Below are 15,615 nucleotides of genomic sequence, written 5' to 3' on the forward strand. Positions count from 1 at the left end.
TGCGATGCACGGCACCAGACGACGCGGGCTTAACCGGCAAGATCCGAAAGAGACGGCCTAGCACCGCGCACGAGGGCGAGTCCGGCTATCCGGGCAGGCGGAAGCCGTTGAAGAGGTCGTCCATCCCGCGCAGGGCCAGGCCGTCCGGGGTGGCGCGGACCGCGAGGTCGCGGGCCGCCGCCGCGAGCGGATTGCGGACGGCGCCCAGGCGGCCGACCCGGCGGGCGCGGACGCGGACGGCGTCGGTGCGGGCGCGCCGGGCCGCGGTGTAGGCGGCGAGGGCGGCCGGGACCGGGTCGGCGCCGTTGCCTTCGCTCCCGCCGCCCGCGTCGCCCCCATCGTCTCCGTCGCCCCCGTCGTCTCCGGCGGGGAGCAGGTGGGCGAGGACCACCGCGTCCTCGATGGCCTGGCAGCCGCCCTGGCCGAGGTTGGGGGCCATGGCGTGGGCCGCGTCGCCGAGCCAGGCGATCCGGCCGTGGTGCAGGCGCGGGAGCGGGGCGGCCAGGTCGTAGAGGTCGTTGCAGAGGAGGTCGGCGGGGTCGAGGCGGTCGACCCGGTCCAGCAGGGCCGGAATCGGGTCGTGCCACGAGCCGAAGCGGCGGCGGAGTTCGGCGCGCGGGTCGGCCGAGCGGGTGCCGGCCGGGACGACCGCGGTGGCGTAGAGGTAGAACCGGCCGTCGGAGAGCGGGGTCACGCCGAACCGCTCGCCCCGCCCCCAGGTCTCGCTCATGGCCGGAATCCGCAGATCCGCGGCGTCCACCATGGTCCGCCAGGCCGTCTCGCCGATGTAGTGCAGGCCGGGGTGGGCGGGGAAGTAGGCGCGGCGCAGCGGGCTGTGGATGCCGTCGGCGGCGACGACCAGGTCGGCGGGCAGGCTCGGGCCGCCTTCCGTACGGACGGTCGCGCGGCCGGCGCCATCGTCGACCCCGGTCACGGTGGTGCCGTAGCGCAGGGCCTCCGGCGGCAGGGCCGCGGCCAGGGCGGCCGTGAAGGCGGGGCGCGGGACGGCGATCGGGGCCAGGCCGTAGCGGGCCGCCATGTCCGCGGTGTCGGCGCGGGTGAGCCACTGGCCGTCGGAGCGGCGCAGGCCCATCGTGGTGGGAACGGCACTGCCTGCGGCGTGCGCGGCGTCGACGCCGATGTGGTCGAGCGCGCGCAGGGCGTTGGGGGCGAGGCCGATGCCGGCGCCGGTGGCGGGGAGTTCGGGGGCGCGTTCGCAGACGGTGACGTGCCAGCCGCGGCGGTGCAGTGCGAGGGCCGCCGTGAGACCGCCGATTCCGGCCCCGGCCACCACTGCGTGACGTCTCGGCATGGCACACCACTCCCCTTCAACTCCCGCGCCCGGTAAGGCCGCACACAGAGACTCTACAGCTGTAGAGGGCCGCGCGTGGCAGGGGGCGCGGTCAAGCGGCGCGACAGAGTGCCGTGGGAGCGGCCGGGGCCGGGGTGCGGGCCACCGTCGCCCGGACCGGACGGGCCGCATGGAGGGCGGCCGCCGCCGGCGAGCGGTCGCGGGCGAAGACGACGAGGCGCAGGAGTGCGAAGCGGGCCACACCGGCGAGCGCGGCGGCGGACAGGTAGACGGCCTGTTCGAGGACGGCGCCGGGCTCCGCGACCAGGTGCCGCAGGACGAGCACCGCCCCGCAGGTCACGGCGTACGCGGCGGCCGCGGACCCGGCGGACTGCGCGTGCTGGCGCCAGGTCGCGAACCGGCCCGCACCGAAGGTGAAGCGGGCGTGCAGTTCGGTGGCGAGGAGCGTGGAGACCACGGTGATCACGGCGTTGGCCAGGATCCAGGGGATCCGGGAGGCGAGGGCGGCCACGGCGAAGCTGGAGGCGAGCCCCACCCCGCCGCCGCAGAGCACGAAGCGGGCGAAGGCGGTGAAGGCGGCGGGTGCCGCCAGCCGGCGGCGGGCGGGTGCCGCCCGCCGCCGGCTGTGTGCTGCCCTCATGACCCCGCCCCCCTTGACGACCAGTCCACGCAACGCGCCCCTCGGCCCGTGAGGCCGAGGGGCGCGTCCCCCGTGGTGCCATCATGGCACACACGTGGCGCCATCGCGATTCATTTGTAGCGCCAGACTCGCCACCGATGGCGTCACGGCGCGGAAGGGGTCATCAACGTGCAGGTCAGGCGGCCCCTGGGCATCGGGGGCTACGACGGCTCTGGCCATCGCGGGAACGGCCTAGGATGCGGGGCGGGGCGGAGTCGTAGCGCAGAGGTCGACGCGCGCGGTCTCCAAAATCGTGAGGACGCCGGTTCGAATCCGGCCGGCTCCGTCCCGTCCCCGTCCCGATCGGCCCTCAGTGCGAAGTGGCCGGCAGCCCCGGGCGGCCCGTCACGACGAGATTGCCGTCGGGGGTGCGCCGGGCGACGGCGCCGGTGCGGAAGTAGCCGTCGGGGGTGAAGGAGCGGGCGTCGTGGTCCGGCGCCCGGTAGTAGCCCCGCGGGGTGTGCGGGCCGCGGGCGAGGAGTTCGCCGGGCTCCCCCTCGGCCACGTCCCTGCCGTCGGTGTCGACGATGCGGATCTCGTCGTCGGGCGAGAGCGGGCGGCCCTGCGTGGTGAGCACGGTCTCGTCGGGATCGGCGGGCCGGGTGAGGGTGAGCAGGCCCTCGGCCGTGCCGAAGACCTGCTGTACGCGACAGCTCCCTGCGCGGCCCATGCCTTCGGCGGTCCGCCGGTCCACGGGCGCCGCGTCGCCGCCGATCTGTACGAGGCGCAGGCTGCCCAGGTCGGCCCGGACCGCGGGGAGTACGTCGAGCCAGTGCCGTGCGGTGGCGGGCGCCAGCGAGGTGACGGTGACCCGCTCCCGATCGATGGCGGCCAGGCATGCGGCGGGATCCGGGTTCTCGGCCAGGACGACGGTGCCGCCGGCGGAGAGGGTGCCGACGATGCCGGGGCAGCCGAGGGTGAAGTCGGACTCGGCGGGCAGCATTGCGAGGTACACGTCGTTCTCGGTGAGGGACACCAGCTCGGCGGCCGCCCGTGCCTGGTGGGCGTAGTCGTCGTGGGTGCGCGGAACGAGCCGGGGCTCGCCGGAGCCGACGTCGGAGAGCAGGAAGAACGCCACCTGCCCGGCGCTCTGCGCGAGCGGCGGCTCGGGCGCGGCGTCGATGGCGCCCAGCGGGCTGTACTGGCAGCCCGCCGGGTCGGTGGTGAGGCCGCCGTACGGGGACGAGGTGCCCGGCTCCTCGTAGGTGAACACCCTTCGCAGGAAGGGGCCTTGGGCGGCGATGTCCGCGGCCATCGCGGTGTGGTCGAAGCCCTCGTACACGGCGGGGCCGACGTAGCCGACGGCCTGGGCGACCCGCACGAGGTGCGACACCTCGGGCGCGCGGCAGGAGACCGGGCACAGGACGGGAACCGCGCCGGCGCGCATCAGCGCGAACACGGTGGTGACGAACTCGGGAACGTTCGGCAGCTGGACGACGACCCGCTGCCCGGGCCGCAGCCCGCGCAGCCGGAATCCGGCGGCCATGCGGTCGGCGCGCCGGTTCAGGGCCGCGTATGTGGTGCGGGTGCCGCCGTGTACGAGCGCGGTGCGCGGTCCGTACTGGAGGGCCCAGCCGCGCAGCAGGTTGTCCAGCGTGTTGCCGCGCCAGTGCCCGGCCGCCCAGTAGCGGTCGACGAACTCCTGGGGCCAGGACGTACAGCCGTCGAGCATGGATGTCATTCGCTTCCCCCGCGTCTTGATCTTGGCAATCCAATCCGGCGGTGTCCGCGCACGCAATGTGCGTTCTCCACCACGGACATCGGATTCCCTCGGCGGAAAGCCCAATGACCGGCGCCGACCAGGAGGAACCGCTCGACCGCCCTGGTCGGCGGGGGCGCGGCCTAGGGGAGCAGGCCGTCCACGAGCCGCGCCAGCGCCGTCGCCAGCACGGCGAGGCCCGGTCCGGCGGGGCCGCCGGGCTCGGACATGTACGTGTCCCGGCGGATCTCCACCATCAGCGCCTCGACCCGGCCGTCCTTGCCGTAGTGCTCCAGCGGCACGTAGGTGCCGGCGAAGGGGCTGTCGAGGCCCGTGCCGCCGAAGCCCGCGAAGGCCCGCTCGGCGGCGGCGAGCAGGCCGGCCGGTGTGTGGAACGGGTCCGTGCCCAGGCAGATCGGCGGCCGGCCGCCGTCCGCGTGCAGTTCGTACGGGAGGGGCCGCGTCGGGTACGAGTGCACGTCGATGATCACCGCTCGTCCGACGGCCCGCAGCCGGTCCTCCACGGCCCGCGTCACCGCTTCCGCGTACGGATGGAAGTAGCGGTCGACCAGCGGCCGGCCGTCGAAGCCCTCGGGACGCAGCCGCTCCCGGTGGGTGGTGTGCGTGTACACCGCTCCCATGCCCACAGCCAGCATCTCCTCGCGCTCGTCGGGGAACCGCTCGGGGTCGACGACGAGACGGGACAGCCGGTTGACGAACTGCCACGGCCTGACGGCGGACCCGGCCGCGGCCGCCTCGGCGATGTCGGCGGTGTGGGCGTCCGTGATGTGGTCCAGCTCCCTTTCGAGCCCCGGGTCGTCGAGCACGATGCCGTCGCGGAGGGACCTCGGTACGCGGCGCGAGGAGTGCGGCACGTGCAGGATCACCGGCGACTCGGCGGCGCCGGGGAGCAGCTGGAAGGGGTCGGGTGCGTGGTTCACGGATGGTTCCTCGGTGGGACGGACAAGGGCGGCAGGCGGTGGAGCAGCCGCCCGGCGACTGATATCACGTCACGCGCCCTTGCGCAGACGGCGGGTGATGCGGGCCCCGGTCTCCGGGAGGAACACGTCCGGGGTGTCCGCGTTGAGCCTCTCGGCCAGGTCTCCGCCGTGCAGGTCGACCACGGCTTCTACGAGTTCGGCGAAGGCGTCCATGCCGGCGCGGCCGCGGCGCAGGGCGACCGCCGCGATGCCGGCCGCGACCGGCGCCGCCGGCCACCACCACAGGGCCAGCAGCAGGTAGGGGACGCTCCACGCGGCCAGCGCGGCCGCGCCCGTGTAGGCGGCGCGGGCCGCGCGCAGTTCCGTACGGGTCTCCTCGGGCAGGATCAGCCACAGCCGGGGCCAGGCCGAGTCCAGGTCCAGGCCGTAGGCGGTGTGCACGCGCAGGTCGGCCGCGCGGATCCGGTCGGCCGACCACACCGGCCGGTCGGGCCGCACCAGGCAGATCCGGTTGCGTGCGGCGTTCAGCAGGGCGGTGTCGGGGATGCCCGCGGCGTCCGCGCCCTCGGTCTCCAGCAGCCGGATCTTCACGCGCAGCGCCTCGGCGTGCGCCTCGTCGGCCCGCTGCCAGCGGGCCAGCCGGCGGGCCCTGAGGCAGCGCGCGAGCGGCCGCAGCGGGCGGGGCCACTGCCCGTTCCAGAGCGCTTCGACCGACCCCGCGACCCCGCGCACCAGCAGGGCGACGCCGGCACCCGCCAGGACGACCGCGGCGGCGGCCAGCAGGACGACGCCCGGCGAACGGGCGGCGGGGCGGGCGGCCAGCGCGTCGAGCTCCCGCACCAGCAGGCCCGCGTCGAGGGCGTGGCCGTGGCCGAGCAGCGCCGCGGCCGCGACGAGCCCGAGGAACAGCAGCCCGGACGGGACGAGCAGGGTCAGCCAGCGTGCGGCCAAGCCCTTGCCGATCTCGGCGAGGAGGACGCTCATGGGGCCACCCGGCGCAGCCTGAGCGGCTCGTCGTGCAGGCGGCAGTGGCGTTGCGGCGCCGGATCACGGCCCAGGGCCACGCGGGCGCACCGGCGCCGGGGGCACACGAAGCCCTCCTCGACGGGATGGCCGTCCAGGGCGGGGAGTCCTCCGATGCCCGCCCCGCGGCCGATGCCGTCGATGCCGTTGTGCACCCCGCACCGGCGCAGCAGCTCGTGCAGGGCGCGGACCTGCGGGCCCGGATCCTCCTCGGCGCCGCGGATCCCGGTGAGGATCTCCTCCAGTTCGGCCGTCCGGCCGCGCCGTGCGGCCACCTCGCGCACGTCGTCCAGCCGTGCGCAGACCGTGGCCAGCGGCACGGAGGCGTCCATCGGACCGTCGTCGACCGCCATCGGCTCCCCCTTCTGTCGACCCACCCACGCTAGCCCCGTCTCCCCCACCAGTCCATTGCCCAACTCCCGTGATCCATATGGCTGGTGTTGCCGTTGCCCGGAGAGCCGGGCGCTGTCAGACTCCGGGCTCCGGAGCGGCGGGAGACGTACGTACGGGGGGTGGGGCTCGTGGCGGGCTGGTGGTCCAGGTGGGCGGGGCGGCGGCGGTCCGGGGCGGCTGTGGCCGGGGCCGAGGAGGCGTTCGACGCCGCCGAGGAACTCCGGATGGCGTACATGGCTTCGCACGACCCGCGGCACCTGGCCGCCGGAGTCCGGCTGGCGCGGATCGCGGTGGCCGGCACCTTCGAGGGGCAGCACCGGCACGCGTACGCGCTGACCACCCTGGGGACGCTGCTGCGGCTGAGCTGGGAGCGGGACCGCTCCCGCAAGGCCCTGGACGAGGCCGTCGCCGCCGGGCGCGCGGCGGTCGCCGCCGACGGCCGCGACGACCCGGCCTCGACGGCGCACCACCTGTCCGCACTGGCGACCAGCCTCCAGGAGCTGTTCGACGCGTCCCGGGACACGGCCGTGCTGGAGGAGGCCATCGCGCTGTACCGCCGCACGCTGGAGCTCCTGCCCTCCACCCATCCCGAGTACGCCGGACAGCGCGGCAACCTCGGCAACGCCCTGCTGCGCCTCGACGCCGAACGGCCCGATCCGGCCGTGCTGGACGAGGCCGCCGTGCATCAGCGGGCGGCCGTACGGCACACCACCCCCGGCACGCCCGCGCACACCCGGGGCCTGATCAACCTCGCCGGAACCCTGATGCGGCTCGCTGGCACCAACCGGTCGGCGGTCGCGCTCGACGAGGCGGCCGAGGCCTACCGCACGGCCCTCGCCCGCTTCCCCGCCGACCACCCCCAGCGCGGCCGGGTGGAGGAGGCCGCCGCCCGCGCCGAGCAGCTGCGGCAGGCGCTGCGCGCGGCCTCGGCGGACGGGGAACGCATGCCGGACGCGCGGTCGCCCGCGAACGTGCCGGCGCTCCCACTGGCACGCCCGCCCAGGGTCCGGGCCTCGCCCGTACGACGGCCCGCGCCCGTACGACCGGCCGAGCCCGTACGACCGGCCGAGCCCGAACGCCAGAACCGGCCCGTACAGCAAGATGAGGCGCGGCAGCGGCCCGAACTGACCGCGCTGGAACGGGCCCAGACCCACTTCGCCCGGTACGAGGAGCAGGGCAGTACGGCCGACCTGGAGCAGGCGATCAGCGGCTTCGAGGCCCTGGTGCAGATGAGCGGGGACGGCGAGATCCGCTTCGAGGCCACCAACGGCCTGGGCACCTCCCACTGGTCCCGCTACGAACGCCTCGGCGAGCCGGGCGATCTGAACACCGCCGTCCGCCTGTTCCGCACGGCCCTCGGCACGGTCCCGCCGCAGCACCCCGGCGCACCCGCCGTACGGGCCAACCTGGCGGGCACCCTCCAGCTGCGCTGGCAGCGCCTCGGCGCGCTCCAGGACCTGACCGAGGCCGTGGACCTGCACCGTGCCGTGCTGGCCGCGACCGCTCCCGACGATCCGCGCCGGCCGGGCCGGGTCTCCGGCCTCGGCACCTGCATGCTGGCCCTGGCCCTGCACCACCACGACTCCTCGGCCCTGGCCGAAGCCGTCGTCCTGCTGCGCGAGTCCGCCGGGAGCCCGCACCGTCCCACCCCGCCCGCCGCCTGGTCCAACCTGGGCGAGGCCCTGCGGCAGCAGGCCGAATGGGGCGGCGGCGGGCCGGAGGTGCTGGACGAGGCACTGGCCCTGGCCCGGCGCGCGGTGGCCGCGACCGGCACCGGGCACCCGCTGTACGCGCGGTTCCAGTCCAACCTCGCCTTCGCGCTGACCCAGCGTTTCCGGGAGCGGGCCGAGCAGCCGGACCTCGCCGATGCCGTGCACGCCGCCCACCGGGCCGTCGCAGCGACCCCCGAGGGCCATCCCAACCTGGCCGACCGGCTGCGCATGCACGCCCAGGTGCTGCGCATGGCCTACGACCGGGATCCCGGGCCGGCCACGCTCGACGCCCTGGTCGGGGCGGCCCAGGACGCCGTCGGGGCGACGCCGCCGCAGCACCAGCAGTTCCCCGCCTCCGCCGCGCTGCTCGCCTACGCCCTGGACGTCCGCGCCGTCACGGAGGGGGACGCGGACGCGGCGGCCGCCTCCGGCCGGCTGTGGCGGCTGCTCGCACGGGACGAGGGGGTACCGGTCAGCGACCGGGTCTCCGCCGCCCGCCGCTGGGGGCTGGGCGCGCTGCGCCGGGACGACTGGGTCGAGGCGGACCGGGCCCTCCAACTCGCCGTGCAGCTGCTCCCCCGGGTCGCCCCGCGCCGGATCACCCGCTCGGACCGGGAGCGCCAACTCGCCGCGCTGGCCGGGCTCGCCTCGGACGCCGCGGCCTGCGCGCTGGCGCTCGGGGACCCGGAGCGGGCGGTGCAGCTACTGGAGCAGGGCCGCGGCATCCTCCTGGGCCAGGCCCTGGACGCCCGTACCGAGGTCACCGAGCTGCACCGGCTCCAGCCGGGCCTCGCCCGCCGGTTCGAGGAACTGCGCGAGGCACTGGACCGCCCCGAACACCCCTTGTTCACCGGGCCGTCCGATCCTCCGGCCGGCAGCCCGGCCGAGGCGCCGCTGCCCGGCCAGGACCGGCACTCGCTGGCCGAGGCCTGGGAGGAGCTCGTCGGCGAGATCCGCGCCAGGCCCGGGTTCACCGACTTCCTCCGCCCGCCGCGCACCGCGCACCTGATGGCGGCGGCCGCCGCCGACGGGCCGGTGGTGATCCTCAACCACAGCGGGCTGCGCACCGACGCCCTGCTGGTCACCACCGGGGGCGTACGGCTCGTCCCGCTGCCCGGCCTCACGCACGACACGGTCCCGGAGCGCGTCGGCGCGTTCGTGGCGGCCGTGGACCGCCTGGCGGACCCCGCCCTGTCGATGACCGGGCAGCTGGACGCCCAGGACACGGTGCGCGCCACTCTGGACTGGATCGGGGCCGAGGTGGCCCAACCGGTGCTGGCCGCGCTGTCGTTCGACGGTCCGGCCGCCCCGGGCGCGGTCCGGCCCCGCCTGTGGTGGGTGCCCACCGGAGCCCTCACCGCCCTCCCCCTGCACGCGGCCGGCCCGGTCCTGGACCGGGTGGTCTCGTCCTACGCGCCCACCCTGCGCAGCCTGGCCGCGGCCCGGGAGCGCGCCGCCGTCCGGGAACGGGCCCGGCGGGGCGCCGGGGCCGACGGGCCGCCGCTGGTGGTCGCGCTGCCCCACACCCCGGGCGCCGCGGAGCTGCCCGGTGCCCTCCGGGAAGCCGGGGCCCTGACCCGGCACCGGCCGGACAGCCGGGTCCTGACCGCTGATCAGGCGACCCGCCGCGCCGTCCTGGACGCCTTGCCGGGCCACCCGTGGGTCCATTTCGGCTGCCATGCCGTCGCCGCCGCGGACGGGGCCGCGACGGGACGGCTGCTGCTCCACGACCACCAGGAGCGGCCGCTCACCGTCGCCGACATCAGCCGGCTGCACCTCGGCGGAGCCCAGCTGGCCTACCTCTCGGCCTGCGAGACCGTCCGTACCCGCGACGAACTGGCCGACGAGGCGCTCCACCTCACCGGCGGGTTCCTCATGGCCGGGTACACCCATGTGATCGGCACGCTGTGGACGGCCGACGACGAGGCGGCCACCCGCCTGACCGGTGCCTTCTACGCGGCTCTCGTCGGCCCCGGGCCCGCGGCGGGGGATCCGGCGCTGGCCCTGGACGAGGCCGTCCGCGCGGAGCGCGACCGCTATCCCGACACCCCGACCCTCTGGGCCGCCCACCTGCACATGGGCCCGTAGGGCAGGCCGGCGGGGCGCAGCCGCGCGTCGCCGCGGATCAGGCCAGGTGGTCGGCGACGAGGTCGGCGAAGGCCTCCGGTGTGAGGACCGTGACGCCCAGTTCCGCGGCCTTGAGGGCCTTGGAGCTGGGCTTGCCGCCCGCGGACGGTGCGGAGACCAGGTAGGTGGTCCTGGAGTTGACGCTGCTGCCCGCCTTGCCTCCGGCCCTCTCGATCAGGGCGTTCATCTCGGAGCGGCCCAGGCTCGCCAGCGGGCCGCTCATCTTGCCGGTGACGACGACAGTCGCGTCCGCCAGCGGGCCCTCGCCGGCCGTCACGGGCTCTCGGGGTTCGGTCATGTTGACCCCGGCCGCGGCCAGCTTGTCGATGACCGGGACCAAGGCTGCGACCTGCTCGACGATGACCGGGGCCTTCTCCCCGCCTATGCCCTCGACTTCCTGCATCAGCGCGGCGTCGGCCTGCCGGATGGCGTCCATGGTGCCGAAGTAGGCGGCGATGCGGCGGGACATGCTGCGGCCGGTGCCGAGGACGCCCAGGGCGCAGAAGACGCGGCTGAGCGGGCGGGACTTGGCGGCCTCGATCTGCTCGGCCAGCTTCGCCCGCGCTTCGCGCTGCCGGAGGCGGTGGTGAGCTGGTCCTCGGTGAGGGTGAACAGGTCGGCCACGTCCGTGACGGCGCCGGCCTCGATGAGGGCGTTGACGTACGTCTTGCCCAGGCCGTCGATGTCGAGCATGTCGCGCCCGGCGGCGTACTCGATCAGTGCGGGCAGGGCGCAGGCGGTTCCCTTGGCGCAGCGCCACCGCTCCTGCTCCTTGTTGATCTCCCCCGAGCAGTTGGGGCATGCCTCGGGCAGCGGCACCTCCGGGGCGCCGGCCGGGCGCAGGGCGGTGACGGCGGCCTGGACGCGGGGGATGATGTCGCCGGCCTTGTAGACGGTGACGGTGTCTCCGATGTGGAGGTCGCGGCGGCGGATGTCGGCCGGGTTGTGGAGGGTGGCGCGGGTGACCGTGGATCCGTCGATGTCCACCGGTTCGAGGATGGCCGTCGGCGCGAGCACTCCCGTCCGGCCCACGTCCCAGACCACGTCCTTCAGTACGGTCTGCCGCTCGACGGCCGGGAGCTTGAAGGCGATCGCCCAGTGCGGGAACCTGCTGCCGAACCCGGCCTTGGCCTGCTCGGCCGCGTCGTTCGCCTTGATGACGATCCCGTCGATGCCGAACGGCAGGGCGGCGCGCATCGCGGCCGTCTCGTCGACCTTCCGCTGGGCCTCGGCGAGGGTCGCGACCACGTGCAGGCCGGCGGGCGTGCCGGCGGTGGTCCGCACTCCGGCCGCGGCGACGGCGGCCAGGGTCTCGGCGTGGGTGGCCCCGGGGGGCGCGAACGCGATGTCGTCGAGCTCGACCGCGCCGTACGCCCAGAAGGTCATCGCCAGTCGGTAGGGACGGTCCTTGGCCCGCAGGGTGCCGGCCGTGCCGTTGCGCGGGTTGGCGAAGACCTGCGCGCCGTGTGCGGCGCGGATCTCGTTCGCGGTCTCGAACTGGGCCTGTGTGAAGAGGACTTCGCCGCGGACTTCGAACGTGGCCGGTACGGGCAGCTGCTCGGGCAGGCCCTCGATGGTGCCGATGACGTGGCTGACGTCCTCGCCGTGGGTGCCGTTGCCGCGGGTGACGATCTGTTCCAGCCGCCCGGCGCGGTAGCGGGCGGCGACGGCCGCACCGTCCATCTTCGGTTCGACGGTGAACCCGCCGGCGGGCTCCCGGCCCAGGCGGCGCCGGAGCGAGGCGCCCCAGGCGAGGAGGCCGGCCGGGTCGAAGACGTTGTCCAGGCTGAGCAGCCGGGTGGTGTGCGCGACGTCGCCCACCGGCGCGGCGCCGTCCCCGACCAGGCCGGTCGGCGAATCCTGGGCGACCTCGTCGGGGTGGGCCTGCTCCCAGGCCAGCACGGCGAGGCGGAGCCGGTCGTAGGTGGCGTCGTCCAGCGGGCTGTCGCCCTCGCCGTAGTAGGCCAGTGAGGCCTCGCGCAGGCGGTCGAGGGCGGCCTCGTACTCATCGCGGCTGGACATGACGGACAGCGCCTCATCGGCGGACATGGTCTTCATGAACATGATCCTTGCCCATGGGTCTGACAACGGCGCCCGGCGATCCACAGCCACGGCGGCGGTCACGGCAGTGACGGCAGTGACGAAAGTGACCGCAGCAACGGCGGTGACAACCAAAACAAGTTGGCCAATACATGACTCAACACACGGACTCTTCGCCGATTAGCGTCTTTCGCGCCGGATATTCCGGAAGATCATTCGCAAACGGGGAGGAACTTCACCATGAGTACGCGAGTCAAGGTCTTGACGGCGGTCGCGGCAGGGATGCTGGCTGCCGTCGGGATGGCCGCGCCCGCTGCCGCGGCGACACCGCCCGCCGACCGGCCGATCACCCAGAACACGGCGTCCGACGTGGGCGTCAACCAGGTCGTCACCACCTGGACCTCCGCGAACGTCCGCACCTGCGCGTCCACCAACTGCGACATCGCCTACTCCGTCGGCGCCAACACCGGCCTCAACGCCTCGTGTTGGAGCCACGGCCAGTGGGTGAACCAGAACGGCGTCGCTCACGACAAGTGGGTCAGGCTCTACTCCGGCAACTGGATCTGGGGCGGCCTGCTGAAGGGGAACGAGACGGGCGGCGTGTCCACGCGCTGCTGAGGCACCCCCCTCCGCACAGGACCGGGGCCCGGACCGACACGGTCCGGGCCCCGGTCACTTGTGGGGCTGGTGGGGCTGGTGGGGCTGGTGGGGCTGGTGGGGCTGGTGGGGCTGGTTCACGAACGGGTCAGGGACGTGACTGGTTCCGGCGGCCCGGTGGAATCGACTCGTTTCTCCCTGGACCGAAACGACGGCGGGCCGGAAGACTCACCCGGGTGACCTTGCGGATACATTTCACCGCCGAGGATCTGGCACGGGTCCGCCTCACCTCGCTGGGGCCGCTCGCGGAGACCGAGCTCAGCCTGTGGAACGTGCAGACCCGCGAACGGCGGGCGATGTTCGGGGCCTGGCGCACGCGGACCGGTCCGCGGATCGAGGCGGACGGGCGGGATCTCGCCCGCTTCCTGGCCCGGCCGACGGGCGGGATGGTCGACCTGTTCACGGCGACCGGCCCCGCCGACAGCATCGACGAGGCGATCGAGCTGGTGCGCGCGATGCCGCACCAGCGGCTGCGCGAGGAGTTCACCTTCGCCGCGTGCATGTCCCGGCGGCGGGCGCCGTGGCTGGGCCGGGTCCTGGAGCGCGACCGCGAGGCCGGTGCGCGGCTGACGCGGGCCCTGCGGCACTGCCACGACGTGGCCGTCGCCCCGTACGGGGAGCAGGTCCGCCGGCTCGTGGAGACCGAGCTGACCCTGTGCGGCCGGCTGCTGGCCCAGGGCGGGCTGGCCGGGCTGTTCGGCCGGCTGGGCCCGATGCTGGTGTGGAACGCGCCGACCCTGGAGGTTCCCGGCTACCGCCCCTGGTTGCAGAGCAGCGACGTGCGGATGGAGGGCCGGGAGTTCCTCATCGCGCCCGCGGTGTTCTGCGGGAGCGTCCCGCAGCTCTTCGCCCGCCGCCACGGCTCCCAGCTCCTGCTGATCTACCCCGTGCTGCGCGACCTGGCCACGGCGGGCGCCCTCTGGGCCGCGCCCGGACCCGGCCGCCGCCCCGGCAGCGGCCTCCCGCAGCCGCTGATCGCCCTGCTGGGCCGGACCCGGGCCACCGTGCTGGACGTCATCGCCGCGCACCCGGCCTGCACCACCACCCAGCTCGCCCGGCACGCGCACGTCTCCCTCGCCAGCGCCAGCGAGCACGCCACCGTCCTGCGCGAGGCCGGTCTCACCGGCATCGACCGCAACGGAAAGCACGTCCGGCACTCCCTCACCCCTGCCGGGCACACCCTCCTCGGCACCGCCGCCGGCATCGGAGGGTGAAAGGCCCGGACAGGCCGGACGGGCCCGGACAGGCCCGGACAGGCCCGGACGGAGGGGCTCGGCCACGCGGGTAAAAAGGTTCGGACGGCGATGTCGAGAATCCGTGAGCGGCTCCGTCCCCGCTGTGAAGGCGACCACAATGGGCCGCACAGCACAGAGGAGAAGAACGATGGCCAAGTACCTGCTGCTCAAGCACTATCGCGGCGCCCCGGCCGCGGTCAACGACGTGCCGATGGACCAGTGGACACCGGAGGAGATCACGGCCCACATGCAGTACATGCAGGACTTCGCGACCCGGCTCGAGGGAACCGGGGAGTTCGTCGACGGGCAGGCGCTCGCCCCCGGGGGTGCGTGGGTCCGCTACGACGGCGAGGGGCGCCCGCCGGTCACCGACGGCCCGTTCGCCGAGACCAAGGACCTCATCGCCGGCTGGATGGTGATCGACGTCGACGGCTACGAGCGGGCCGTCGAGCTGGCCGGGGAGCTTTCGGCCGCCCCCGGGGCCGGCGGCAAGCCCATCCACGAGTGGCTCGAGGTCCGGCCGTTCCTGGCCGCGCCGCCCACGATCACGGAGTGACCGCCGCGATGGACCAGGTCCTGCTGCGCAGCCTCACGCCGAGCGTGCTCGGGATCCTCGTCCGCCGCGGAGCCGGTTTCGCGGCGGCCGAGGACGCCGTGCAGGACGCGCTGGTCGAGGCGGTCCGCGTCTGGCCGGCCGATCCGCCGCGGGACCCCAAGGGCTGGCTGGTCACCGTGGCCTGGCGCCGGTTCCTCGACGCGACCCGCTCGGACGCCGCCCGGCGCCGGCGCGAGGACCTCGTCGACGAGGAGCCGGCGCCGGGGCCGGTGCCCGAGGCGGACGACACGCTCCGGCTGTACTTCCTGTGCGCCCACCCCTCGCTGACGCCGTCGTCCGCCGTCGCGCTCACCCTGCGCGCCGTCGGCGGCCTGACCACCCGCCAGATCGCCCAGGCCTACCTGGTGCCCGAGGCGACGATGGCCCAGCGGATCAGCCGGGCCAAGCGCACCGTCTCGGGCGTGCGGTTCGACCGGCCCGGCGACGTGGCCACCGTGCTGCGCGTCCTCTACCTGGTGTTCAACGAGGGCTACTCCGGCGACGTGGACCTCGCGGCCGAGGCGATCCGGCTCACCCGGCAGCTCGCGGCCGCGATCGACCATCCAGAGGTGGCCGGGCTGCTCGCCCTCATGCTGCTCCACCACGCCCGGCGCGCCACCCGGACCGCGCCCGACGGGAGCCTGGTGCCGCTCGCCGAGCAGGACCGCGGCCGGTGGGACACCGGGTCCATCGCCGAGGGCGTGGCGATCCTGCAGGCGGCCCTCGCCCGCGACCGGCTGGGCGAGTTCCAGGCGCAGGCGGCCATCGCGGCGCTCCACGCCGACGCGCCCACGGCCGGGGAGACCGACTGGGTGCAGATCGCCGAGTGGTACGACGAGCTCGTGCGGCTGACCGACAGCCCGGTCGTCCGGCTCAACCGCGCGGTGGCCGTCGGCGAGGCCGACGGACCGCGGGCCGGCCTGGCGGCGCTCGCCGCGCTGGACGAGTCACTGCCCCGGCACACGGCGGTGGCGGCGTACCTCCACGAGCGCGACGGCGATCTGGCGACGGCGGCCCGCCTGTACGCCGAGGCCGCCGCCAAGGCCGCCAACCTCGCCGAGCGCAACCACCTGACCCGCCAGGCCGCCCGGCTCAACACCGGCCGGGGCTAGGTCGTCTCTTTCGGATCTTGCCGGTTAAGCCCGCGTCGTCTGGCGCCGTGCATCGCAAGGCGGAGGGGCGCCCGAGTACTGGACGTACTT

Annotated in this window: 11 protein-coding genes, 1 tRNA gene and 1 pseudogene; 6 read left to right on the forward strand and 7 right to left on the reverse strand. The window is 75.0% G+C overall.

The window, feature by feature from the left end; all coding sequences use genetic code 11:
- Nucleotides 1-85: 85 nt before the first annotated feature.
- Both ACFWP3_RS39535 and ACFWP3_RS39540 read right to left on the reverse strand, forming a co-directional pair.
- Nucleotides 86-1,312, reverse strand: a complete 1,227-nt coding sequence (locus ACFWP3_RS39535) for an FAD-dependent monooxygenase (RefSeq protein ID WP_384231287.1) — start codon at nucleotides 1,310-1,312, stop codon at nucleotides 86-88.
- A 91-nt stretch (nucleotides 1,313-1,403) separates the two neighbouring features.
- Nucleotides 1,404-1,952 (reverse strand): hypothetical protein, encoded by a 549-nt coding sequence (locus ACFWP3_RS39540; RefSeq protein ID WP_384231289.1) that lies wholly within the window; start codon nucleotides 1,950-1,952, stop codon nucleotides 1,404-1,406.
- A gap of 250 nt (nucleotides 1,953-2,202) precedes the next feature.
- Between ACFWP3_RS39540 and ACFWP3_RS39545 the strand changes: the two genes are divergently transcribed.
- A tRNA-Trp gene (locus ACFWP3_RS39545) sits at nucleotides 2,203-2,277 on the forward strand.
- Nucleotides 2,278-2,301: 24 nt separating this feature from the next.
- Here the strand turns inward: ACFWP3_RS39545 and ACFWP3_RS39550 are convergent.
- From ACFWP3_RS39550 to ACFWP3_RS39565, 4 genes are all read right to left on the reverse strand, one after another.
- A complete protein-coding gene (locus tag ACFWP3_RS39550) occupies nucleotides 2,302-3,672 on the reverse strand; it encodes a (2,3-dihydroxybenzoyl)adenylate synthase (RefSeq protein WP_384231292.1) in 1,371 nt (456 codons plus the stop codon).
- Between the two features lie 161 nt (nucleotides 3,673-3,833).
- Nucleotides 3,834-4,631 (reverse strand): N-formylglutamate amidohydrolase, encoded by a 798-nt coding sequence (locus ACFWP3_RS39555; protein WP_384231294.1) that lies wholly within the window; start codon nucleotides 4,629-4,631, stop codon nucleotides 3,834-3,836.
- A 69-nt stretch (nucleotides 4,632-4,700) separates the two neighbouring features.
- On the reverse strand, nucleotides 4,701-5,615 hold the full coding sequence (locus tag ACFWP3_RS39560; protein ID WP_384231297.1) for a hypothetical protein: 915 nt from the start codon (nucleotides 5,613-5,615) through the stop codon (nucleotides 4,701-4,703).
- Nucleotides 5,612-6,007: a hypothetical protein gene (locus tag ACFWP3_RS39565; RefSeq protein ID WP_384231300.1), complete on the reverse strand. Its 396-nt coding sequence runs from the start codon at nucleotides 6,005-6,007 to the stop codon at nucleotides 5,612-5,614. The genes ACFWP3_RS39560 and ACFWP3_RS39565 overlap by 4 nt, the downstream gene beginning before the upstream one ends.
- A 219-nt stretch (nucleotides 6,008-6,226) precedes the next feature.
- Between ACFWP3_RS39565 and ACFWP3_RS39570 the strand changes: the two genes are divergently transcribed.
- A complete protein-coding gene (locus tag ACFWP3_RS39570) occupies nucleotides 6,227-9,847 on the forward strand; it encodes a CHAT domain-containing protein (protein WP_384231303.1) in 3,621 nt (1,206 codons plus the stop codon).
- Between the two features lie 37 nt (nucleotides 9,848-9,884).
- On the opposite strand, the pseudogene ligA reads toward ACFWP3_RS39570, so the two are convergent.
- Nucleotides 9,885-11,944: pseudogene (gene ligA / locus ACFWP3_RS39575) on the reverse strand (NAD-dependent DNA ligase LigA).
- A 222-nt stretch (nucleotides 11,945-12,166) separates the two neighbouring features.
- Between ligA and ACFWP3_RS39580 the strand changes: the two are divergent.
- From ACFWP3_RS39580 to ACFWP3_RS39595, 4 genes are all read left to right on the forward strand, one after another.
- On the forward strand, nucleotides 12,167-12,544 hold the full coding sequence (locus ACFWP3_RS39580; RefSeq protein WP_384231306.1) for a hypothetical protein: 378 nt from the start codon (nucleotides 12,167-12,169) through the stop codon (nucleotides 12,542-12,544).
- Nucleotides 12,545-12,759: 215 nt separating this feature from the next.
- The gene (locus tag ACFWP3_RS39585; RefSeq protein ID WP_384231309.1) at nucleotides 12,760-13,797 is read left to right on the forward strand and encodes an ArsR/SmtB family transcription factor; all 1,038 of its coding nucleotides are present in this window, start codon (nucleotides 12,760-12,762) and stop codon (nucleotides 13,795-13,797) included.
- 169 nt (nucleotides 13,798-13,966) lie between these two features.
- The gene (locus ACFWP3_RS39590; protein ID WP_384231312.1) at nucleotides 13,967-14,374 is read left to right on the forward strand and encodes a YciI family protein; all 408 of its coding nucleotides are present in this window, start codon (nucleotides 13,967-13,969) and stop codon (nucleotides 14,372-14,374) included.
- A gap of 8 nt (nucleotides 14,375-14,382) precedes the next feature.
- A complete protein-coding gene (locus ACFWP3_RS39595) occupies nucleotides 14,383-15,525 on the forward strand; it encodes an RNA polymerase sigma factor (protein ID WP_384231315.1) in 1,143 nt (380 codons plus the stop codon).
- Nucleotides 15,526-15,615 lie beyond the last annotated feature (90 nt).

It is taken from the genome of Streptomyces sp. NPDC058525, assembly GCF_042719495.1.
Lineage (GTDB): Bacteria > Actinomycetota > Actinomycetes > Streptomycetales > Streptomycetaceae > Streptomyces.

Excerpts from the sequence above, each read along its gene's own strand:
- ACFWP3_RS39535 (WP_384231287.1), bottom strand. The coding sequence starts at position 1,312 with ATGCCGAGACGTCACGCAGTGGTGGCCGGGGCCGGAATCGGCGGTCTC.
- ACFWP3_RS39540 (WP_384231289.1), bottom strand. The coding sequence starts at position 1,952 with ATGAGGGCAGCACACAGCCGGCGGCGGGCGGCACCCGCCCGCCGCCGG.
- ACFWP3_RS39550 (WP_384231292.1), bottom strand. The coding sequence starts at position 3,672 with ATGACATCCATGCTCGACGGCTGTACGTCCTGGCCCCAGGAGTTCGTC.
- ACFWP3_RS39560 (WP_384231297.1), bottom strand. The coding sequence starts at position 5,615 with ATGAGCGTCCTCCTCGCCGAGATCGGCAAGGGCTTGGCCGCACGCTGG.
- ACFWP3_RS39565 (WP_384231300.1), bottom strand. The coding sequence starts at position 6,007 with ATGGCGGTCGACGACGGTCCGATGGACGCCTCCGTGCCGCTGGCCACG.
- ACFWP3_RS39580 (WP_384231306.1), top strand. The coding sequence starts at position 12,167 with ATGAGTACGCGAGTCAAGGTCTTGACGGCGGTCGCGGCAGGGATGCTG.
- ACFWP3_RS39590 (WP_384231312.1), top strand. The coding sequence starts at position 13,967 with ATGGCCAAGTACCTGCTGCTCAAGCACTATCGCGGCGCCCCGGCCGCG.
- ACFWP3_RS39595 (WP_384231315.1), top strand. The coding sequence starts at position 14,383 with ATGGACCAGGTCCTGCTGCGCAGCCTCACGCCGAGCGTGCTCGGGATC.